Raw genomic sequence first — 22,276 nt, 5'->3', positions numbered from 1 at the left:
GTATCGGCCACCGCGCCGGGTTATACTGCCACGCCTTTTTAGCGTCGCGCCTGCACCACTTTGGCGTGCCTTGGAAAGGTGCCTTCAGCGACCGATACACTCATCTGAAGACACCTTTATTAAATGTTCCCGTCTTATAGAGGAGCGCGACTCATGACCGTGATCAAGCAAGACGACCTGATTCAGAGCGTTGCCGACGCCCTGCAGTTCATTTCCTATTACCACCCCGTTGACTTCATCCAAGCCATGCACGAAGCCTACCTGCGCGAAGAATCGCCAGCGGCGCGCGATTCCATGGCGCAGATCCTGATCAACTCGCGCATGTGCGCCACCGGCCATCGCCCGATCTGCCAGGACACCGGCATCGTCACCGTGTTCGTGCGTGTAGGCATGGACGTGCGCTGGGATGGCGCCACCATGGGCCTGGACGATATGATCAACGAAGGTGTGCGTCGCGCCTACAATTTGCCGGAAAACGTTCTGCGGGCCTCGATCCTCGCCGACCCGGCTGGTGCGCGCAAGAATACCAAGGACAACACCCCGGCCGTGATCCACTACTCCATCGTTCCGGGCAACACCGTGGAAGTGGACGTGGCGGCCAAGGGCGGCGGTTCCGAAAACAAGTCGAAAATGGCCATGCTCAACCCGTCCGACTCCATTGTCGATTGGGTACTCAAGACCGTTCCGACCATGGGCGCCGGCTGGTGCCCACCCGGCATGCTCGGCATCGGCATCGGCGGTACCGCCGAGAAAGCCGCCGTCATGGCCAAGGAAGTGTTGATGGAATCCATCGACATCCACGAGCTGAAAAAGCGCGGCCCGTCCAACCGTATCGAAGAGATGCGCCTGGAGCTGTTCGAAAAGGTCAACCAACTGGGCATCGGCGCCCAGGGCCTCGGTGGCCTGACCACCGTGCTCGACGTGAAGATCATGGATTACCCGACCCACGCCGCCTCGCTGCCGGTGTGCATGATCCCCAACTGCGCCGCCACCCGTCACGCCCACTTCGTGCTCGACGGTTCGGGCCCGGCATCTCTGGAAGCGCCATCGTTGGACGCCTACCCGGAAATCGTCTGGGAAGCGGGTCCATCGGCACGTCGTGTAAATCTCGACAGCCTGACGCCGGAAGACGTGCAAAGCTGGAAGCCGGGCGAAACTGTGTTGCTCAACGGCAAGATGCTCACCGGTCGCGACGCGGCGCACAAGCGCATGGTCGAAATGCTGAACAAGGGCGAAGCCTTGCCAGTGGACCTCAAGGGTCGCTTTATCTACTACGTCGGCCCGGTTGATCCGGTGCGCGAAGAAGTGGTTGGCCCGGCTGGCCCGACCACCGCGACGCGGATGGACAAATTCACCCGGCAGATCCTCGAGCAAACCGGCCTGCTGGGCATGATCGGCAAATCCGAGCGTGGTCCGACCGCTATCGAAGCGATCAAGGACAACAAGGCGGTGTACCTGATGGCGGTGGGTGGTGCGGCTTACCTGGTGGCACAAGCGATCAAGAAGTCGCGCGTTGTCGCATTCGCCGAACTGGGCATGGAAGCGATCTACGAGTTTGACGTCAAGGACATGCCTGTCACCGTGGCGGTCGACAGCCTGGGCGAATCGGTACACATCACCGGTCCTGCGATCTGGCAGAAAAAGATCAGTGAAAGCCTGGCGGTAGAAGTGCAATAAGCCGTTCTCAGTTGCACTGAGAGCGCTGAAGGGCCTCCTGTAGTAATGAGACCTCCTGTAGTGAGGGGGCTTCCTGTGGCGAGGGGGCTTGTCCCCCGTTGGAGTGCGTAGCGCTCCCGTTCTTTCGGGGCTGCTGCGCAGCCCAACGGGGGACAAGCCCCCTCGCCACAAGAAGCTCCCCCGCCACAACAGCTACTTGCCCCAACATCTCTCTGCCCACAATACGGTGGCGCGCATGCTATCGTGCTCGCCCCTTATTGCAGCTGTTCATCCTCGTATGATCGCGATCCCTCGCCCATTGCGTTTGACCTTCTACGCCCTGCTGATTATTGCCGGCGCCGTGGTGGCCGCCGCGCTTGCCACTCGCGAAGCTGAACGCCAGTCCCTGGTGAATGATGCCGGCCGCGCCAGCCAGCAACTGGCGCTGTATGCCAACTCTCTGCAAACCCTGATTGAACGTTACCGCGCCCTGCCCGCCGTGCTGGCGCTGGATTCGGAAATGATCAACGCTTTGAAAGGCCCCTTGGATCAAGCCACTCAGGACATGCTCAACCGCAAACTGGAGCGAATCAACAGCGCCGCACAGTCATCCACCCTTGAATTGTTGGACCACACCGGCCTGGCCGTGGCGGCCAGCAACTGGCGCTTGCCCAGCAGTTACGTCGGCCACAATTACGCGTTCCGCCCCTATTTCAGTCAGACCCGCAGCCAGGGCACAGGGCGCTTCTATGCGGTGGGCGTGACCACCGGGATTCCAGGTTACTTCCTGTCCAGCGCGGTACTTGACGAGCATCAGCAATTTCTCGGCGCCATGGTGGTGAAACTGGAGTTCCCGGAACTGGAGCGCGAATGGGCCCAGGGCAACGACCTGCTACTCGTCAGCGATGCGCGGGGCATCGTGTTTATTGCCAATCAGCCCGGCTGGCGCTATCGCAATTTGCGCCCGCTGTCAGCGAGTGATCACGCGGAGCTCAATGCCACCCGCCAATACGACAAAAAACCCCTGCTGGCGCTGAACACCCAAACCTTGCAACGCTTTGACCAGAACAGTCATTTGATGCAAGTCGACGGCCCTGACGGCAGCGCCAATTACATTTGGGAATCCCTGCCGCTGAAAGCCGAAGGCTGGACCTTGCACCTGTTGCGCAAACCCCAGGTTGCCGCCGAGGATCAACGGAACGCCGGTCTCGCGGCGGCGAGTCTGTGGCTGACGTTGGTGTTTCTGCTGCTGTTCCTGACCCAGCGCTGGCGCCTGGCACGCCTGCGTCAGCGCAGTCGCGAAGAACTTGAACAACTGGTGCAGGAGCGTACCCGCGCCCTGCGCACTGCCCAGGATGGTCTGGTGCAATCGGCCAAGCTGGCGGCGCTGGGGCAGATGTCCGCGGCCCTGGCCCACGAAATCAACCAACCGCTGACCGCCCAACGCATGCAACTGGCGACCTTGCGCCTGTTGCTTGATCACGGTCGCGTTGACGACGCCTACCAGGCCCTGACGCCACTGGACGAGATGCTCACGCGCATGGCGGCCCTCACCGGCCACCTCAAGACTTTCGCGCGCAAAAGCCCCAGCGGTCTGCGCGAACGCCTGGACCTGGCGACCGTGGTGGATCAAGCCCTGCAGTTGCTGGATGCGCGGTTGCGCGACGAATCCATCGCTACGGTGTTAGAGCTGACCCGCCCGGCCTGGGTACGTGGCGACGCGATCAGACTTGAACAAGTCCTGATCAACCTGCTGCGCAACGCCCTCGACGCCATGCTCGACAAGCCGCGCAAACGCCTGAGAATCCGTCTGCAAGCCGACCAGCAGCTATGGCAGCTGACCGTCAGTGACAGCGGCGGCGGCATTGCCGAGGAACACCTCGGCAGCGTGTTTGACCCGTTTTTCACCACTAAGCCGGTGGGCGACGGACTCGGCCTTGGGCTGGCGGTGTCGTACGCGATCGTGCATGAACTGGGCGGACGCCTGAGCGCTGCGAACCAGGATGACGGCGCCATTTTCACCCTGACCCTGCCCATTGCATTGGAGGCGCCAGACCTATGCTGAATGCCGTGATCATCGTCGATGACGAAGCCAGCATCCGCACCGCGGTGGAGCAGTGGTTAAGCCTGGCGGGGTTCGAGGTGCAACTGTTCAGCCGTGCCGACGACTGCCTGGCCCAACTGCCCCGGGACTTTGCCGGGGTAATTCTCAGCGATGTACGCATGCCGGGACTCAGTGGCCTGGAGCTGCTGGCCGAGGTGCAACGCCGCGATCCTGACCTGCCGGTGATCCTGCTGACCGGTCACGGTGACGTACCGATGGCCGTCGAAGCCATGCGTGACGGCGCCTATGACTTTCTGGAAAAACCCTTCAGCCCCGACGCGCTGCTCAACGGCCTGCGCCGAGCCCTGGACAAGCGCGGCCTGATCCTGGAGAACCGTCGGTTGCATCAGCAAGCCGATCATCGGGCCAAGCTGGAGTCGAGTCTGCTGGGGGTGTCGCGTGGCTTGCAGAATCTGCGCCGCCAAGTGCTGGACCTCGCGGCCTTGCCGGTCAATGTACTGATCCGTGGCGAAACCGGCAGCGGCAAGGAACTGGTCGCCCGCTGCCTGCATGACTTCGGACCGCGGGCGAAGAAGCCGTTTGTCGCGCTGAACTGTGCAGCGATTCCCGAGCAGTTGTTTGAGGCCGAGCTATTCGGCCATGAAAGCGGCGCGTTCACCGGCGCCCAGGGCAAGCGCATCGGCAAACTGGAATATGCCGACGGCGGCACCTTGTTTCTCGATGAGATCGAAAGCATGCCACTGGCCCAGCAGGTGAAATTACTGCGGGTATTGCAGGAGCAGAAACTCGAACGCCTGGGCTCCAACCAGAGCATCAAGGTGGATCTGCGGATCATTGCCGCGACCAAACCGGATCTGCTGGACGAAGCACGGGCCGGACGCTTTCGTGAGGATCTGGCTTACCGGCTGACCGTCGCGCAACTGCGCCTGCCACCGCTGCGCGAACGTCGCGAAGACATTCCGTTGTTGTTCGAGCACTTCGCCCAAAGCGCCGCCGAACGCATGGGCCGCAGTTTTGCGCCGCTTAGCGGGCCGCAACTGGGACGTCTGCTCAGTCATGACTGGCCAGGCAATGTGCGCGAACTGGCCAACGCTGCCGAACGCCAGGTACTCGGCCTGGATGACCCGGAGCCGGACGCGATCGAAGCCGGGCAATCCCTCGCGGCTCAGCAGGAAGCCTTCGAGGCACATTGCCTGAAAGCCGCGCTGAGCCGGCACAAGGGCGATATCAAGGCAGTGCTGGCCGAGCTGCAACTGCCGCGGCGCACGCTGAACGAAAAGATGCAGCGCCATGGCTTGGCGCGTGAGATGTTTCTTTAAGCAGCACCACCGCTCAGACCGGGTGCGCCCTGTGTAGGAGCGAGCGTGCTCGCGAAAAACCTGAGAACGCCTCGGGCTGCCAGATTTCCTGCGTCATCGTTAACAATCTTCGCGAGCAAGCTCGCTCCTACCGTAGACGCTTCAATGGTCGTAAGCGGATTTCCGCTCACTACCCACAAAACATCAGCGACTTTTCGCTCAGAAAAATCCCATACCCCTTCTAGACCGGGCCTTCAGCCGTTTGGCACAGCTCCTGCTATAGCTCCGGCAGGCTGCGCTCAAACGCGCTCCACAAAAACAATTAAATGAAGGATCCTTCAATGGATAACTCCAATACCTTGCCTTTGGGGTCGGCGGCCGCGCCGGCGCAAGCACGCACCACCACCAGCCGCATCAAATCGATTTTCAGCGGTTCGGTCGGCAACATGGTCGAGTGGTACGATTGGTACGTCTACGCCGCTTTCTCGCTGTACTTCGCCAAGGCCTTCTTCCCGAAAGGCGATACCACCGCGCAATTGCTCAACACCGCCGCCATCTTCGCCGTGGGTTTCCTGATGCGTCCGATCGGCGGCTGGCTGATGGGGCTCTACGCCGACCGCGTCGGCCGTAAAGCCGCGCTGATGGCCTCGGTACTGCTGATGTGCTTCGGCTCGCTGATCATCGCCCTGAGTCCCGGCTATGAAACCATTGGTGTCGGCGCGCCGATCCTGCTGGTCTTCGCCCGACTGCTGCAAGGTTTGTCGGTGGGTGGCGAATACGGCACCTCGGCCACTTACCTGAGTGAAATGGCGACCAAGGAACGTCGTGGTTTCTTCTCCAGCTTCCAGTACGTAACCCTGATCTCCGGCCAGCTCATCGCGCTGGCGGTGCTGATCGTGCTGCAACAGGTTCTAACCACCGAGCAGTTGTACGCCTGGGGCTGGCGTATCCCGTTTGCCATCGGCGCCCTGTGCGCGGTCGTAGCGTTGTATCTGCGTCGCGGCATGGAAGAAACCGCGTCGTTCACCAAAAAAGAAAAATCCAAGGAAAGCGCCATGCGCACCTTGATGCGTCACCCCAAGGAACTGATGACCGTGGTCGGCCTGACCATGGGCGGCACGCTGGCGTTCTACACCTACACCACCTACATGCAGAAATACCTGGTGAACACCGTCGGCATGAGTATTTCCGACTCCACCACTATCTCGGCCGCCACGCTGTTTCTGTTTATGTGCCTGCAGCCGATCATCGGCGGACTCTCGGACAAGGTCGGTCGCCGGCCGATCCTGATTGCCTTCGGCGTCCTCGGTACCCTGTTCACCGTGCCGATCCTGACTACCCTGCACACTATCCAGAGCTGGTGGGGCGCGTTCTTCCTGATCATGGCGGCGCTGATCATCGTCAGCGGCTACACCTCGATCAACGCGGTGGTGAAGGCCGAACTGTTCCCCACCGAAATCCGAGCCCTCGGCGTTGGCCTGCCTTATGCGCTGACGGTGTCGATCTTCGGCGGTACCGCTGAATACATCGCACTGTGGTTCAAGAGCATCGGCATGGAAACCGGCTACTACTGGTACGTCACCGCCTGTATTGCGGTGTCGCTGGTGGTTTACTTGACCATGAAGGACACCCGCAAGCATTCGCGGATCACCACAGACTGAGGCAGTTCGGGGGCACACACAAAGCGCCCCTGAAGAAGCCCGAAAACATGCACACAAGAGCGCCGGTTTGATCGAGTTTATTCGTGCAAGCGAACACACCCGACAAACCGGCGTTCTGGCTTTCAATCCCTCTTATTTCCCTTCCTGCCTGGGCAGGCTGGCTCAATAACTATGCACGCCCCCTCGGCTCGACGGGTCAAGTAAAACTGACACGTCCCGCTAGTGCCCCATACCGAGGAGCTGTCATGTTATTGCGCTACGTCACCCTAATCCTACTTCTGGCGCTGCTGTGCATTGCTGGCCAAATCCGCGCCAGGGACCTTGCAGAAGGACTGACCGATCAGTCCCCATCCGTAGCACTCCAGAACCACAATCAACGTTATGCGTTGTGGACCGGTATCGGTCGTTTGAAAAATTCTATCGGTCAAACCTGTAACGCGGTGCTGCTCGATACCCGCAACCGGCAAGACAGAGCCGTCGGTCCGGCCTACGTGCTGACCAGTGGGCATTGCGTGTTGTTCAGCTACGGCATCGCTCACATCGGCCAAGCCATAGACGCGAGCATCACCTTCAACTATTTCTACGACGCTCCTGAACAACAGCGCACTTTGCGCATTAATACCGCCCACTGGAGCAGCATGGCCGGCACTGACCTGGCGATCCTCGAGCTAGACATATCACTGGCTGGACTCATCGCCGAAGGCATCATGCCGCTCAAACTTGCCGAGCATTATCCGTATTCGGGAGCGCGCGAGGTGATCAACGTCGGATCGCCGAGCGGATTTCGCCAGAAAGGCTTGCGCATGAGTGCCTGCAAGGAGTCCACAACAGACAGTTTTGTCGAGCATCCCGGGGTCTTTCCCAACGCCATGAAAAACCGCTGTAACGACCTTCAGTTCGGCAGTTCCGGCAGCCCGATGCTGGATCGTCACACCAACGAGATCACCGGCATCGTCAGCAAGGTCGCCTCCGTCATCAAAAAGGAGATCCTTAACAACTGCAAAAACACCTCCGCGTGTGAAGCTGCCAGGTTCAACTACAGCTATCCGGCGCACACCTTGCGGCACTGTTTTGTCGACGGACTGTTCCTAAATAACACCGAGAGTTGTCAACTCAAACCCGTCGAGATAACCCTGGAAGAGCCCTGGAGCCTGCCACCCTTTGTGCACATACAACAAGGTGCGCCCGGGCAACATAGCTTGCCTACCTGGAATCTCAGGTTTTCCATCGAGGCCCCCTTTTATCGTTTCAAAACAGTGCGCAACGTCAAGGACTGTAGCGTCCCGTCTGACTACAACAGCGCGACAACATCGACCGATGCCTATATCAATCAGGCGATCGGCCCAGCTCTGGGCGCTCATGTGCTGTGCATCATCGGAGTGACCACACGCAACCAATCCCTGACCCCGGCCTTGCTGCACAATACGTTTACCCACGCTGTATTCTTGATGCCGGCAACGCCGAGACCGCAAATCAGCCTGAATTACCAGTTAGCCTGGGAAGACCAACACACAGGTTTTATCCACTATTACGCCTATGTCATACCGTCGCCCGCCGCGTCCTGCGCCGACAGCAGCGACGCCCGCTACGCCCCCATCACCGGTGTCGTTACCGTTCAGGCATCCCAGTTACCCGTCACTGTTTGCAGCTATGCACGCAACGCTGCGGGGCAACCCTCAGCCACGCGCAAGGATGTGATCGATGGATCAATCTCAGGCTCCTGAACGCAGGCATGGGTGGAAATCCGGCGCCACGGCTTGCACTATGACGCCTTCTTTTTAGCGCGCATCAGGAACCCCGGTCATGTCCGACGAGATCCACTTCTACGAACCTGCCAAAGGCCACGGCCTGCCTCACGATCCGTTCAATGCGATCGTCGGGCCACGGCCGATTGGCTGGATTTCCTCCCAGGACCGCGAGGGTCGCCTGAACCTGGCGCCTTACAGCTTCTTCAATGCGTTTAACTACATTCCGCCAATCATTGGTTTTTCCAGTGTCGGACGTAAAGACAGCCTGAATAACATCGAACAGACCGGCGAGTTTGTCTGGAACCTGGCCACGCGCCCGCTGGCCGAGCAGATGAACCAGAGCTGCGCCGCCGTTTCGCCTGAGGTCGATGAGTTTGAATTGTCCGGGCTGACGCCGGTGGCTTCCAACGTGATCGCCGTGCCTCGCGTGGGCGAAAGCCCGGTGTCATTCGAATGCAAGGTCACGCAGATCATTCAACTGCAGCGCGCCGACCAGGCGTTGGTGCCCAGCTGGCTGGTGCTCGGCGAAGTGGTCGCGGTGCACATCGCCAAATGGCTGCTCAAGGACGGCATCTACGACACTGCTGCCGCCGAACCGATTCTGCGCGGCGGCGGCCCAGCGGATTACTTCCAGCTCGGGCCTGAAGCCCTGTTCAAGATGCATCGCCCTTAGCAGCGAAGGGAGTCGCGGTCCAGGCCAACAGGCCTTCTGCGTCGATGTCGATCAAGCGTTCGAGCTGCTGCGCGGCCGCTTGATCGGCGTCGTCGGCGGTCTTGAATTTCTGGCCTTCGAGGATTTTGTGAAAGCGCGGGGCGCCCATGCCATCCAGCGCCTTGACGGCGATGGCGGCGCTGTAACCGCCTTCGTCCTCGCGAACCAGAGCGGAAACAGCTTCGTGATGGGCAAACTCTTTACGTGCCATGTTGCGGGTCCTGGCCAATGGAAAGTTGGCCATTCTAGACGTTCAGCCAGCCAGTTGCAGGTATTCGCCATCGGCATTCACGGCAGAGGTGTCAGTGAACGTCTGGAAGTCCATGCTGCGCACCACCATGTCGTTCAGCAGCTCGGTGAAGATCAGCAACGCCGGAGAATTGAAGTAGACATTCATCGCCTGCTCACTGCTCCAGAAACCCGACACCAGCCATACGTCCGGGTCGATTTGGGAACGCTGCAACGAAAACTGCAAACAACCCGGCGCCTGGCGGCCCGGCTCGATCAGACAGCTCAAACGTGCACCCAACTCGGTGCTGCACCCGGCATGGGCACGGATAAAGGCCATATGGCTTGCGGGAATGGGGGTGGACATGTTCGACTCTCCCGTTGAGAAGTGATGCTCGGCAAGTACGGTGAAAGCGTGTTGCCACGTCACCCAAGATACGGGCCCGAGCACAAAAGCGGTTAGTCGATTCCTGCAGGCTTATTGCACAATCCTGCGAAAAGCGTAAAGACAGCCATCACGCATGACGGATATTTGCCCTACGAAGGCTTTGTTTCAGGCGCGTGACTTGCCTGATTCACGCTGTTTCGCAGGATCAGGCAAGGATTGTGCAGAATTGGCGTAACACAGTTTGTCGGCCCGCCGTTAAGCTGCGCACCATCAACACAGCTTGCCGAGGTCGCCCCATGTCGTTGCCCGACTATCACGCCACGCCTCTCGATGCCGAGATGGAAAAGCAACGAGCTGAACTGGCCGGTATCGTGCGTCGCCACACCTGGGAGGACGGCTCCTACGGTACGGCGATCACGTCGCTGTTCCTCAACCGCCATAACGCTCCCCGTGACTTTATGCCGGTGCTGGTGGAGCCCGCGTTGTGCATCCTGGCCCACGGCAGCAAGGAAGTCCGCCTGGCCAACGAGACCTTCGCCTACGACCCGCTCAATTACCTGGTGTTTTCGGTAGCGATGCCAGTGGCGGGTCGGATCATCGATGCCACGCCGCAGGACCCCAACCTGTCGATCCGCATAAACATCGACCCGGCGCAACTCACCGCATTGATTGCCGAAGCCGGCCCGATGGGCGTGCCCACGCGCCCGACGTCGCGCGGGATGTATGTCGACCGTGTCGACCAACAACTGCTCGATGCCGTGTTGCGCCTGACGCGCCTGCTGGACAGCCCCAAAGACATCGCAATGCTCGCGCCGCTGATCAACCGCGAAATCCTCTACCGGCTATTGCGTAGCCCGCAGGGTTACCGGCTGTACGAAATCGCGGTCACCAACAGTCAGAGCCATCGTGTCAGCCAAGCCATCATCTGGCTCAACAGCAATTACGAACAGCCGCTGCGCATCGATGACTTGGCCAAGGAGGTGAACCTGAGCGTCTCGACCCTGCATCATCGCTTCAAGGCGATCACCGCCATGAGCCCGTTGCAGTATCAAAAGCAATTGCGCCTGCAGGAAGCGCGACGCTTGATGCTCGCCGAAGGCCTGGAAGCTTCGGCGGCAGGTTATCGGGTGGGATATGAAAGCCCCTCGCAGTTCAGCCGCGAGTACAGCCGTCTGTTTGGCGCACCGCCGTTGCGCGATCTGGCGCGCTTGCGCCAGAGTGTTTAATCCAGGCTGCGGGGCAACTGCAACGTGACCCGCAGGCCACCTTCGCGCAGATTCTGCAAACTCACTTCGCCGCCATGACTGTGGGCGATATTACGCGCGATGCCTAGGCCTAACCCGTAGCCCTGCTGCTGCCCGGCGAGTCGGAAGTGCGGTTCGAAGATTTGCTCCAGTCGCTGCTCCGGCACACCGGGACCTTCGTCATCGACGTGAAGGATGAACTCTGCGCCGTTGTCCTCAATGTGCAAATGGGCGTTCTGCCCGTACTTCAAGGCATTGTCGATCAAGTTGCCAATACAGCGCTTGAGCGCCAGCGGCTTGCCCGGGAACGCCGTCAGCGCCCGACCGTCCTGAGTGATACGCCCGTTGCCGTTGGGTGCCAGGTACGGCTCCACCAGACAGTCGAGCACGTGATTGAGGTCCACCGGCTCGATGTTCTCGTGAATATCGGTGTCTTTGACGCACTGAAGCGCGCCTTTGACCAACAGTTCCAGCTCATCCAGGTCGCGGCCAAACTTGGCTTGCAGCTTCTCATCCTCCAACAACTCCACCCGCAACCGCAGGCGCGTGATTGGAGTGCGCAAGTCGTGGGAAATAGCGCTGAACAACTGACTACGCTCGGTAAGGTAGCGACTGATGCGATCACGCATGGCATTGAACGCACGCCCCACTTCCACCACTTCGCTGCCGCCGCCTTCGGCAACCGGCTCTACATCGGCGCCCAGCGACATATCCCGCGCCGCGCGCGCCAGGCGCTTGAGCGGGCGGCTTTGCCAATGCACCAGCAGGCCGATAAACAGCAACAGGAAACCGCTGGTCAGCACGATAAACCACATCTGCTGGGACGGCAGGCCTTGCTCTTCAAGGCTGGTATAGGGCTCAGGCAACAACGATGCGATATACAACCACTCGCCGGCCGCCAACTGGATCTGTGTGACCAGCACCGGCGGGTTGACCGGTTCGAGGGTCAACGCGTAATGCGCCCAGGAACGTGGCAATTCGTCCAGTTTCAAGCCGGCATTGAAAATGCGCAGGTCTTCGGCACTGACAAACTCGATCGAAATATGCACGTCGCGACCCAACGTCTCGTGCAACACGTCTTCCACCGCTTCCAGCACCGCCGCCTTGCGCGGGGTTTGCGACAACACCTCCATGTCCAGCGGTTTGTCGTTGAGTGTCACCACAAAACGCGTGCCGCCCATGCTGCGCAACTGGTCCAGCACCAACGGGCGATAAGCCACCGGCAGAGAGCGGAAATAGCTGACGCTGGCGGTCATCGAATGGGCCAGACTGCGGGCGCTGGTGACCAGTCCTTCGAGCTGGGTAGCGCGCAACTGCGAAACCCAGATCACGCTGGACAGCGTCTGGGCAAACAATACCGCCAGCAAGGTCAGCAGCAGCATTCGCCCTAACAGCGAACGCGGTACCGGAATCCGCCGTCGCAGTTCGTTCAGCCGCTTAATGGGCATTGCTGGCAACCACATTGGCCGCCAATTGATAGCCGCTGCCGCGCACGGTGCGGATCAGCCGTGGAGGTTTTTCGGTGTCACGCAGGCGCTGTCGCAGACGACTGACGGCCATGTCGACAATCCGGTCCAACGGCATCAGGTCACGGCCACGGGTGGCATTGCCGATCGTATCGCGGTCAAGGATTTGCTGGGGATGATCGAGAAACAGTTTTAGCAAGGCAAAGTCGGCGCCGGAAAGGATGACTTCCTCGCCGTCCAGATGAAACAGCCGGTGGCTGATCATGTCCAGGCGCCACTCATCAAACACCAGGACATCGCCGCCGCGCTCCTGGCCAAACTGGCAACGACGCAACAGGGCCTTGATCCGCGCCTGCAGTTCGCGTGGGCTGAAGGGTTTGCCGATGTAATCATCCGCGCCCAGTTCCAGACCGATAACCCGGTCGGCTTCATCTGAACTGGCAGTCAGCATGATGATCGGCACCTGCGCCTGGCGCGGGTGCTGGCGCACCCAGCGACAAAGACTGAAACCGTCTTCGTCGGGCAGCATCACGTCGAGGATCACCAAATCGCACGGTGCATCGTTCATTGCCTCGCGAAACCCCGCGCCATTCGGCACGCCCCGCACCTGGAAGCCGGCGCGACTGAGGTAGGTTTGCAGCAGTTCGCGGATTTCCTCGTCGTCATCGACGAGAAGAATGGACTTACTGATTACGCTCACGGGTTCCTCCTTGTTGTTATGGGTGGAGCCGGTCAGGCAAACGCTTGCTCCAATGCCACGCCCGCACCGGTCAAGCCGGAATACGGTGCCGTCACCAGCCACACCGGGATGCCCTTGAAGTAGTCACTCATGCAGCCTTTGTCGCCAAAACTCCTGGCAAACCCACTACGCACAAAGAAGTCGGCAAATCGCGGGATAACCCCGCCGACGATGTACACACCGCCACGGGCACCGGTGGTCAACACGTTGTTGCCGGCCACGCGACCCAGCCAAATGCTGAACTGGTCCAGCACTTCGATGGCCACCGGATCCCCGGCAAGCCCCGCCGTCGTAATGGCTTCGGGGGTTTCCAGCACCGGCACATGCCCGTCGACTGCGCAAATCGCCCGGTAAAGACGCGGCAGGCCGCCACCGCTCAATACGGTTTCAGCGCTGACATGCCCGATTTCGCTGTAGATGTGCTGCCACAACTGGGTTTCCCGCGGGCTGCTCAACGGCAGGTCGACATGGCCACCCTCGCCCGGCAAGGCCGCCCAGCGTCCGGCGCCCAGGTCCAGCAGGGTGCCGACCCCCAGGCCAGTACCCGGCCCGATCACCACCGCCGGGCGCAACGGCTCCGACGTGCCTTCGCAGACCACGCGAAACTCATCGGCCTGCAAGCGCGTCATGCCCAGCGCCATGGCCGAGAAATCATTCACCAGCAACAACTCGTCCACCTGCAAGGTTTGGCAAAAAGCCGTTTTGCTCAAGCGCCAGTGGTTGTTGGTGAACTTGAATTCGTCACCGCTCACCGGCCCGGCCACCGAGAGGCAGACCGCACCGATGGCACCGATTTCCAGGCCTTGCTCCTTGAGGTAGACCTTGATTGCCTCTTCCGGGCTTTCGTGGTCCTCGGTGGCCTGTACCTGGATCGCGTGCAACTGCTGATCCCGCCACAACGCAAAACGGGCGTTGGTACCGCCGATGTCACCAACCAGCGCAAGCTTCACTTAAGTGTCTCCAAGGCAGAGGTAAAGGCGCTGGCGCCCTGCTCTGCGGAGCTTGCGGCCAGACGCATGAACGCAAACAACTCACGCCCGGCCCCCAGGTTATTGCCCAGCAGGCCCGAGGCAGGTGTGCGCGCAGCAAATTCGTCGGCGTCCACCTTAATCTGCAAGGTGCCTTCGACGCCATCCACACGAATGATATCGCCATCCTTGACCCGCGCCAGCGCACCGCCGCTATGCGCTTCGGGGTTGACATGAATCGCGGCGGGGATCTTACCCGAGGCGCCGGACATACGCCCGTCTGTCACCAGCGCCACCTTGAAGCCACGGTCCTGCAACACGCCAAGGAACGGCGTCATCTTGTGCAGCTCCGGCATGCCATTGGAGCGCGGGCCCTGGAAGCGCATCACGGCGACGAAGTCTTTCTCCAATTGACCCGCCTTGAAGGCATCGGCCAAATCCTGCTGGTCCTGGAACACCACCGCCGGCGCTTCGACGATCTGATGTTCAAGCGCCACGGCGGACACTTTCATCACGCCACGGCCGAGGTTGCCTTCCATCACGCGCAAACCGCCTTCCGGGGAGAAGGCACGGGCTACCGGGCGCAGAATGCTTTCGTCGAGGCTATCAATCGGGCCATCGCGCCAGACCAACTCGCCGTCCACCAGGAAAGGTTCCTGGATGTAGCGGCTCAAGCCGTGGCCGGCGACGGTGTTGACGTCTTCGTGCAGCAAGCCGGCGCCGAGCAGTTCGCGGATCAAGAATGACATACCGCCCGCAGCCTGGAAGTGGTTGATGTCGGCTTTACCATTCGGATAGACGTGGGACAGGGTCGGGACCACTTCGGAGAGGTCAGCCATGTCTTGCCAGGTCAAGATGATGCCCGCCGACATGGCGATGGCCGGCATGTGCAAGGTGTGGTTGGTGGAACCGCCGGTGGCGTTGAGGGCAACGATGGAGTTGACCAGGGATTTTTCGTCGACGATCTCGCCAATCGGCATGAACGCGCCGTTTTGCTTGGTCAGGCGCGTGACCTGATGCGCCGCCTCACGGGTCAACGCATCGCGCAGCGGCGTGTACGGGTTGACGAAGGACGCGCCCGGCAAGTGCAGGCCCATGACTTCCATCAGCAACTGGTTGGTGTTGGCGGTGCCGTAGAACGTGCAGGTGCCGGGGCTGTGGTAGGACTTCATTTCCGATTCCAGCAGCTCTTCGCGGGTGGCCTTGCCTTCGGCATAACGCTGGCGCACGTCGGCCTTCTGCTTGTTGGAGATACCCGACGGCATCGGCCCGCCCGGGACAAAAATCATCGGCAGGTGGCCGTAACGCAGGGCCCCCATCATCAGACCCGGGACGATCTTGTCGCAGATCCCCAGCATCAGCGCGGCGTCGAACATGTTGTGGGACAGCGCTACCGCCGTGGACATCGCAATCACTTCGCGACTCAGCAGGCTCAACTCCATGCCGGGCTCGCCCTGGGTCACACCGTCGCACATGGCTGGGGTGCCGCCCGCAAACTGACCGACCGAACCGATCTCACGCAGGGCCTTTTTGATTTGCTCGGGAAAATGTTCGTAGGGTTGGTGCGCCGAGAGCATGTCGTTATATGACGAAACAATTGCCACGTTGGCAGCGTTCATCATGCGCAGGCTGTTCTTGTCTTCGGTGCCGCAACCGGCCACGCCATGGGCGAAGTTGGCGCATTGCAGCTTGCCGCGCATCGGACCGTCGCTGGCAGCGCCGCGAATCAACGCAAGGTAAGCCTCACGGGTTGCACGGCTGCGGGCGACTAAGCGTTCGGTGACCTCAAGTACGCGGGGATGCATGTGTAGAACTCCAGGCTAACGGATGTGGCGACCTGAGTGTCTATGCTGATCAAAAGCCCGCCGCAAAGAGGTTGGCAGACAGTTACTTGATCAATCGGACCAGTTGATTCAGGTCACTCGTTGTAGATTGAACAAAATATTGCCACTAAAAAGGCTTGTTTTCTATTTTTATGCGAATAATCTTGTAATTCTTACAACAAATCGACGACAGGCGCTTTCAAATGACTCTTCGAATTGCAATCAATGGTTTTGGCCGTATCGGCCGCAACGTCCTGCGCGCACTTTATACCCAAGGTTACCGCCAGGATTTGCAGATCGTCGCCATCAACGATCTGGGCGACAGTTCAATCAATGCCCACCTGCTCAAATACGACACCGTCCACGGCACGTTCGATGCCGAGGTCGCCCACGATCAGGAAAGCCTGACCGTCAATGGTGACCGGATTGCGGTCAGTGCCATTCGCAACCCGGCCGACTTGCCTTGGGCCGCGGAAAAAATCGACGTGGTGTTTGAATGCACCGGTCTGTTCACCGACCGCGCCAAGGCCGCCGCCCATATCAGCGCCGGCGCCCGCAAGGTCATCATCTCGGCACCGGCCAAAGGCGCGGACGCCACCGTGGTGTATGGCGTGAACCATGACATTCTGCGCCAATCCCACCAGATCATCTCCAACGCTTCCTGCACCACTAACTGCCTGGCCCCGGTGGCCCAGGTGCTGCACCGCGAACTGGGCATCGAAAGCGGCCTGATGACCACGATTCATGCCTACACCAATGACCAGAATCTGACCGACGTTTACCACACCGACCCGTACCGTGCGCGCTCTGCCACTCAAAACATGATCCCGAGCAAGACCGGGGCTGCCGAAGCCGTGGGCCTGGTGTTGCCGGAATTGGCGGGCAAGCTGACGGGCATGGCCGTGCGTGTACCGGTGATCAACGTGTCGTTGGTGGATCTGACCGTACAGCTCAAGCGCGAGGCCAGTGCAGATGAGGTTAATGCCTTGCTCAAGGAGGCCAGCCAGCATTCGAAGATTCTCGGCTACAACACCCTGCCGCTGGTTTCCAGCGACTTCAACCATAACCCGTTGTCGTCGATTTTTGATGCCAATCACACCAAGTCCAGCGGCAAGCTGTTGAAGGTCCTGGCTTGGTATGACAACGAGTGGGGGTTCTCCAATCGCATGCTGGATAACTGCTTGGCGTTGTGTAACGCCGAATAAGTAGAGCTTGGTTGTCTGTGGGGTTGGGTTGGGGTACATATCCGTTTTTTTTGGGGTACGGCCACTATTGGTTTCGCTCTTACAGCGAGTCACTTTGGAAAAGCCGGAATGCCGGCCCAGCCCAAAGTAACCAAAGGGCTCTTGCCCCACCACTCGGTGCCTCGCCTAGGCTCGGCATGCCCGTAGTCCGACATTGATTCGGGGGGCCGCCGCGACGGGCCATCCATGCCGGGGATCTTTTGCGAGCGTGCCTCTTCTCTGTAGGAGCGAGCTTGCTCGCGAAGATCGTTAACGATGACGCGGAAAATCTGACACCCCGAGGCGATCTCAAGTTTTTCGCGAGCAAGCTCGCTCCTACAGAAAGCGGCTCTGTTTTTGATCTTGATCTTAGGCGCCCCGTTAACCACGCTGGCCGAACGCAGGCATTGCGCAGTGGGCATCCCGGCATGAATGCCGGGATAGCCGCGTTGGGCCATGGATGGCCCGTCGCGGCGGCCCACGGAGCAATGCCGGAGAGAGGGCACACCGAGCCTGAGCGAGGTGCCGAGTGGTGGGGCAAGAGCGTTTTGCTTACTTTTGCGCTGTTCAAAAGTGAGTCGCTGTAAGAGCGAAACCAATAGCCGCCATAACCGCAGCAACGGATATGTACCCACCCCAGCCCAACCCCAGCCCAACCCCCTTGCCATTTGCGCTTATGATAAGCATTATCATTCGCTACCAATCGGTCTGGTATCACTGTGAGCCAATCTCGCTTCAATCATGTCTTCCTCACCCAACGGGTGATTCTGCTGCGCACCTTGCAACGAATGGTGAATAACCCCAGCACCGCCGAGGACCTGTTGCAGGAAACTTATCTGCGCGTCACCCGGGCCCTTGGTGAACGACGGATTGAGCACCTAGAACCTTTCGTTTTCCAGACGGCACGCAACCTGGCGCTGGATCATCTGCGCTCGCGCAAGATTCAATCCCGTACGTTGCAGGAAGATGTCCCGATGGACGTCCTGCAAAGCGTCGCCTCCCCCGTCAGCACTCCGGAAGACGCAACCCACGCCGAGCAATTGCTGGAACACCTGAGCATCAGCCTCGGGCAGTTGAGCCCCCGCCAACAGCGCATATTCATCCTCAGTCGCTTGCATGGCTGCAGCTATCAAGAGATCGCCGATCAGCTCGAGGTATCCCTGAGCACCGTGCAAAAGGAACTGAAATTGATCATGGCAATCTGTGTGGGTGTGGCTGAACGACTCGATCCCCCTTAAGCTTTGTCAGGACAAACCGACAAAAATGTCGCAAACCTTGTAAGACCTCGAATAAAACGTGGCGAAGACCCGAGGAACACCGTGACGGACCCGAAAAAACTGCTCCCCCATGAGCTTGCTCATGAGGTGTTGCAACATACGGCCATGGACCAAGCCCTCGATTGGCTGATCGCCTTGCAATGCCCGGCGCCCGGCCAGCAAGCCGAGTTCCAGGCCTGGCTGGCCGCCGATCCGGCCCACGCCCAAGCCTTCGCCAAAGCCCAGGCCACCTGGAGCGGAGCGCCCGTCCACAGCGCCGCCGTGGCCCTCAATGCGCCCCGCAGGCCCAGCGCCTGGCGTCGGATAAAACCACACTGGAGACCCTTGGCCACCGCTGCGGTGTTGCTGCTGGGACTGTTCAGCTTCAGCAACCTCCCGGTACGGCTGCAGGCCGATCACTTGACCGTGGTCGGCGAACGCCAGCGCGTGCAGCTCGATGATGGCTCCAGGGTGTTGCTCAACACCAACTCGGCGTTCTCCAGCACCATCAATGATCATCAACGCATTGCGCGGCTGTATCAGGGAGAAGCGTTTTTCGAAATCGCCGCCAACCGTGGCCTGCCGTTGCAAATCGATGCCGGCCCGGTGCGCGCCAGCGTCAGCGACACGGCCTTCGCCGTGCGTTACCTCAACGGTGAAGCCCAGGTCCAGGTGCAACGCGGCGATGTCGACCTGAGCACCAACTCCGGCAACAACCGGGTGCGTCTGAGCGCGGGGGAAAGTATCCGCATCGGACCCAATGGCTTTGGCCCGCCGGTCCGGCTCGACGTCTCCAAGGATCTGGCTTGGGTCAAGGGCCGCCTGATCTTTGAAAACTGCCCGATGAACGAAGTGCTGGCGGAACTGCGGCGTTACTACCCTGGCTGGATCGTCAACACCAATGACCGGCTGGCCAGCGTCGCCGTCACCGGCAACTACCGCCTGGACCAACCCCTGGATGTGGTGCGCTCCCTCGCCCACATCACCTCGGCCAAGCTCTCGGAATTCCCGGCGCTGGTCATTCTCAATTGAGAATAATTATTTTTACTCGATCGTGAGCGCTGGTACGTCTCGTCTTATCTAATGCAACTGATTCGCATTTGAATCAATTTCGCAATTATAAGATTCGTACCTTCCGGAGCGCTTTCGATGCCTTCTCGTTTCAACCGCCGGTCCTCTTCGCCCAGTCGTCAGCATGGCCTTTGCCTGCTGACCGTCGCCATCCTGTTGGCGAGCAGCCCGGCCATGACGGCCGTAGCCGCCGAGCCCGCTGCGCGTAGCCACGCCAATTACACTTTCAACATCGAGCAACAGTCGTTGGTGTCGGCATTGAACGCTTTTACCACCGTGACCGGCTGGCAAGTCGGCCTGCCGGCTGAACTGGGCGAAGGCGTTTCCTCTCCCGGCGCACGCGGTTCGCTGTCCGCGGAAAAGGCTCTGGACCGGCTGTTGGTGGGGACCAACCTGGGTTACCGCAAGCTGGGCAATAACAACATCGTCCTGGAAAAACGCGCGGCGGGCAGCGCCATCACGCTGCAACAAGTCACCATCAGCGCCACCCGCCAGGCGCAGGATGTGAACAGCGTTCCCAGCACGGTCAGCGTGCATGCGCGCGAGGAGCTGGATCGCCAGAACGTCAACACTATCCGTGAGCTGGTGCGCTACGAGCCGGGTGTTTCGGTCGGCGGGGCCGGCACCCGCTCGAGCAATTCCGGCTACAACATTCGCGGCATTGATGGCGACCGCATCCTGACCCAGGTGGATGGTGTCGAAGTACCGAACAACTTCTTCAACGGCCCCTACGCCAAGACCCGCCGCAACTACGTCGACCCGGAAATCGTCAAGCGTGTGGAAATCCTCCGCGGCCCGGCTTCGGCCCTTTACGGCAGCAGCGCCATCGGTGGCGCAGTGAGCTATTTCACCCTTGATCCAGACGACATCATCAAGCCTGGTCAGGACTACGGCGCGCGCCTGAAAACCGGCTACAGTTCCGCCGACGAAAGCTGGCTGACCTCTGGCACCGTGGCCGGTCGCGTGCAGGACTTCGACGGTTTGTTGCACCTGAGCCAGCGCAACGGTCATGAAACCGAATCCTACGATGGCAACAATGCCACCGGCCTGGCCCGTACCGGCGCCAACCCGGAAGACGCCCGAACCAGCAACGTACTGGCCAAGTTGGGCTGGAATTACGGCGATGAGAACCGTCTGGGCCTCACGTATGAGAAGTACAAGGACGATCGCGACATCAATATGAAGAATGCGGTCGGTGGCCCGTTTGTCGGCGGTCAAGGCTTCAACCTCTACCGAGACCGGCGAGGGAACGACACCATCACTCGCGAACGTTTCGGCATCGAAAACCGCTTCGCGCTCGATTCGCCGATTGCCGATCACATCAAGACCAGCCTCAATTACCAGATCGCCAAGACTGATCAGTCCACCGCCGAAATCTATCAGGCAGGTCGTCGCGTACTGCGTACCCGTGACACGCTTTACGAAGAAAAACAGTGGGTCTTCGATGCGCAATTGGACAAGGCCTTCGCCATGGGCGAAACCGATCACGTGGTGACCTACGGCACCACGCTCAAGCAGCAGAAAGTCACCGGGTCCCGTGAAGGCGCCGCCACCTGCCTGGCCGTAGGCGCCGGCTGCACGGCGATCGGCGCCCCCAGCCCGTCCGCCGGAGACAGCGTGAAAAAAGCCAGTGACTTCCCCGACCCGACCATCAACAGCTACGCGCTGTTCGTGCAGGATCAGATCAGTTGGAATGATTGGACCTTTCTGCCGAGCCTGCGCTACGACTACATCCATCTCAAACCCAAGCTGACCGAAGAATTCCTCAACACCGTCGATCCTCAGCGGCAATATGACCACAGCGACAAGGAAAAAAACTGGCACCGCGTCACCCCCCAAGTTCGGCCTGACCTACGCGCTGACCGAGCAGTACACCTGGTTTGGCCAGTACGCCGAAGGCTTCCGCACGCCATCGGCCAAAGCGCTGTTCGGACGCTTTGAAAACAGTCAGCAAGGCTACATCGTCGAGCCCAACCCCAACCTCAAGCCGGAAACCAGCAAAGGCATCGAAACCGGCATTCGCGGCAACTTCGACGCAGGTTCGTTTGAAGTGGCGGTGTTCTACAACAAGTTCCGCGATTTCATTGATGAAGACGCCGCTGTCGCCGGCGGCGACTTAGCGGCCTTCCAGGCGAAAAACATCAAGCGTGCGAGCACCAAGGGGATTGAGCTCAAAGGCCGCATGAATCTGGATGCGTTAGGTGCGCCGCAAGGCCTGTATACCCAGGGTGCAATTGGCTACACCTACGGCCGTAACGACGATTCCGGCGAGCCGCTGAACAGCGTCAACCCGCTCAAGGGCGTATTTGGCCTGGGTTATGACCAGGACCGCTACGGCGCCCTGGTCAGTTGGACGCTGGTCAAGAAACAGAACCGCGTCGACCGCAATACCTTCTTTTCTCCAGACGGCAACGCCGCCAACGGGCCGTTCAAGACCCCGGGCTTCGGCATCGTCGACCTGACCGGCTTCTACAAAGTCACCGACGACCTGACCGTCAACGGCGGCCTGTACAACCTGACCGACAAGAAATACTGGAACTGGGATGACGTACGCAGCTACGACGGCGTCGGCGAAGCGGGTGTGACCTCCCCCGCCAGCCTGGACCGCCTGACCCAGCCAGGTCGCAACGTCGCGATCAACCTGATCTGGGACATCTGATCCATGCCACCTCACCCGCCCGTTTTATCACGGGAGGGGTGAGGATTTTTTACTGTGCCGCGTCTTCTTGT

The 22,276-nt window shown here is 60.1% G+C and carries 17 protein-coding genes and 1 pseudogene; 11 read left to right on the top strand and 7 right to left on the bottom strand.

Annotated features, from left to right (window positions below):
* Positions 1 to 153 precede the first annotated feature (153 nt).
* The 6 genes from BLU75_RS02200 to BLU75_RS02175 all read left to right on the top strand — a co-directional run bounded on the left by BLU75_RS02200 (position 154) and on the right by BLU75_RS02175 (position 9,101).
* Positions 154 to 1,677 (top strand): fumarate hydratase, encoded by a 1,524-nt coding sequence (locus tag BLU75_RS02200; RefSeq protein WP_084380452.1) that lies wholly within the window; start codon positions 154 to 156, stop codon positions 1,675 to 1,677.
* A 277-nt stretch (positions 1,678 to 1,954) separates the two neighbouring features.
* A complete protein-coding gene (locus BLU75_RS02195; RefSeq protein WP_084380454.1) occupies positions 1,955 to 3,721 on the top strand; it encodes a sensor histidine kinase in 1,767 nt (588 codons plus the stop codon).
* Entirely contained in the window at positions 3,715 to 5,040 is a 1,326-nt protein-coding gene (locus BLU75_RS02190) for a sigma-54-dependent transcriptional regulator (protein ID WP_084380456.1), read from the top strand. Before BLU75_RS02195 ends, BLU75_RS02190 begins: the two co-directional genes overlap by 7 nt.
* Before the next feature lie 320 nt (positions 5,041 to 5,360).
* Complete coding sequence (locus BLU75_RS02185) at positions 5,361 to 6,680, top strand: MFS transporter (protein WP_084380458.1); 1,320 nt, start codon at positions 5,361 to 5,363, stop codon at positions 6,678 to 6,680.
* A 245-nt stretch (positions 6,681 to 6,925) separates the two neighbouring features.
* Positions 6,926 to 8,404: a trypsin-like serine peptidase gene (locus tag BLU75_RS02180; RefSeq protein WP_084380460.1), complete on the top strand. Its 1,479-nt coding sequence runs from the start codon at positions 6,926 to 6,928 to the stop codon at positions 8,402 to 8,404.
* A 79-nt stretch (positions 8,405 to 8,483) separates the two neighbouring features.
* Complete coding sequence (locus tag BLU75_RS02175; protein ID WP_084380462.1) at positions 8,484 to 9,101, top strand: flavin reductase family protein; 618 nt, start codon at positions 8,484 to 8,486, stop codon at positions 9,099 to 9,101.
* Here BLU75_RS02175 and BLU75_RS02170 read toward each other — a convergent pair.
* Both BLU75_RS02170 and BLU75_RS02165 read right to left on the bottom strand, forming a co-directional pair.
* Positions 9,082 to 9,384 carry a hypothetical protein gene (locus BLU75_RS02170; RefSeq protein WP_084380464.1) on the bottom strand — a complete coding sequence of 101 codons (303 nt, stop codon included), beginning with the start codon at positions 9,382 to 9,384 and terminating at the stop codon, positions 9,082 to 9,084. The genes BLU75_RS02175 and BLU75_RS02170 overlap by 20 nt on opposite strands.
* A gap of 9 nt (positions 9,385 to 9,393) precedes the next feature.
* Positions 9,394 to 9,735, bottom strand: coding sequence for an antibiotic biosynthesis monooxygenase family protein (locus BLU75_RS02165; protein WP_084380466.1), 342 nt, complete (start codon positions 9,733 to 9,735; stop codon positions 9,394 to 9,396).
* A 317-nt stretch (positions 9,736 to 10,052) separates the two neighbouring features.
* Between BLU75_RS02165 and BLU75_RS02160 the strand changes: the two genes are divergently transcribed.
* Positions 10,053 to 10,982, top strand: coding sequence for an AraC family transcriptional regulator (locus BLU75_RS02160; protein WP_084380468.1), 930 nt, complete (start codon positions 10,053 to 10,055; stop codon positions 10,980 to 10,982).
* Here the strand turns inward: BLU75_RS02160 and BLU75_RS02155 are convergent.
* The 4 genes from BLU75_RS02155 to edd are packed head-to-tail and all read right to left on the bottom strand — an operon-like array spanning position 10,979 to position 15,978.
* Complete coding sequence (locus BLU75_RS02155; protein WP_084380470.1) at positions 10,979 to 12,448, bottom strand: ATP-binding protein; 1,470 nt, start codon at positions 12,446 to 12,448, stop codon at positions 10,979 to 10,981. The two genes, BLU75_RS02160 and BLU75_RS02155, sit on opposite strands and share 4 nt — an antisense overlap.
* Positions 12,438 to 13,166, bottom strand: coding sequence for a response regulator (locus BLU75_RS02150; protein WP_084380472.1), 729 nt, complete (start codon positions 13,164 to 13,166; stop codon positions 12,438 to 12,440). Before BLU75_RS02150 ends, BLU75_RS02155 begins: the two co-directional genes overlap by 11 nt.
* Before the next feature lie 32 nt (positions 13,167 to 13,198).
* Positions 13,199 to 14,155 (bottom strand): glucokinase, encoded by a 957-nt coding sequence (locus tag BLU75_RS02145; RefSeq protein WP_084380474.1) that lies wholly within the window; start codon positions 14,153 to 14,155, stop codon positions 13,199 to 13,201.
* Positions 14,152 to 15,978 carry a phosphogluconate dehydratase gene (gene edd / locus BLU75_RS02140; protein ID WP_084380476.1) on the bottom strand — a complete coding sequence of 609 codons (1,827 nt, stop codon included), beginning with the start codon at positions 15,976 to 15,978 and terminating at the stop codon, positions 14,152 to 14,154. The genes BLU75_RS02145 and edd overlap by 4 nt, the downstream gene beginning before the upstream one ends.
* Positions 15,979 to 16,199: 221 nt before the next feature.
* Here edd and gap point away from each other — a divergent pair, with 221 nt between their 5' ends.
* Positions 16,200 to 17,201 (top strand): type I glyceraldehyde-3-phosphate dehydrogenase, encoded by a 1,002-nt coding sequence (gap, locus tag BLU75_RS02135; RefSeq protein WP_084380478.1) that lies wholly within the window; start codon positions 16,200 to 16,202, stop codon positions 17,199 to 17,201.
* An 89-nt stretch (positions 17,202 to 17,290) separates the two neighbouring features.
* Here the strand turns inward: gap and BLU75_RS28200 are convergent, their stop codons facing one another.
* Positions 17,291 to 17,677: a hypothetical protein gene (locus BLU75_RS28200; protein WP_157720748.1), complete on the bottom strand. Its 387-nt coding sequence runs from the start codon at positions 17,675 to 17,677 to the stop codon at positions 17,291 to 17,293.
* A 261-nt stretch (positions 17,678 to 17,938) separates the two neighbouring features.
* Here BLU75_RS28200 and BLU75_RS02125 point away from each other — a divergent pair, with 261 nt between their 5' ends.
* The 3 genes and pseudogenes from BLU75_RS02125 (at position 17,939) to BLU75_RS02115 (ending at position 22,205) form a co-directional block, all read left to right on the top strand.
* On the top strand, positions 17,939 to 18,457 hold the full coding sequence (locus BLU75_RS02125) for an RNA polymerase sigma factor (protein ID WP_084380480.1): 519 nt from the start codon (positions 17,939 to 17,941) through the stop codon (positions 18,455 to 18,457).
* Between the two features lie 81 nt (positions 18,458 to 18,538).
* Complete coding sequence (locus BLU75_RS02120) at positions 18,539 to 19,507, top strand: FecR family protein (protein WP_084380482.1); 969 nt, start codon at positions 18,539 to 18,541, stop codon at positions 19,505 to 19,507.
* A gap of 117 nt (positions 19,508 to 19,624) precedes the next feature.
* Positions 19,625 to 22,205, top strand: a pseudogene (locus BLU75_RS02115) (TonB-dependent receptor).
* Positions 22,206 to 22,276 lie beyond the last annotated feature (71 nt).

Origin of the sequence: Pseudomonas mucidolens, assembly GCF_900106045.1 — a bacterium.
GTDB lineage: Bacteria > Pseudomonadota > Gammaproteobacteria > Pseudomonadales > Pseudomonadaceae > Aquipseudomonas > Aquipseudomonas mucidolens.
This window is presented reverse-complemented; position numbering and strand designations above follow the sequence as displayed.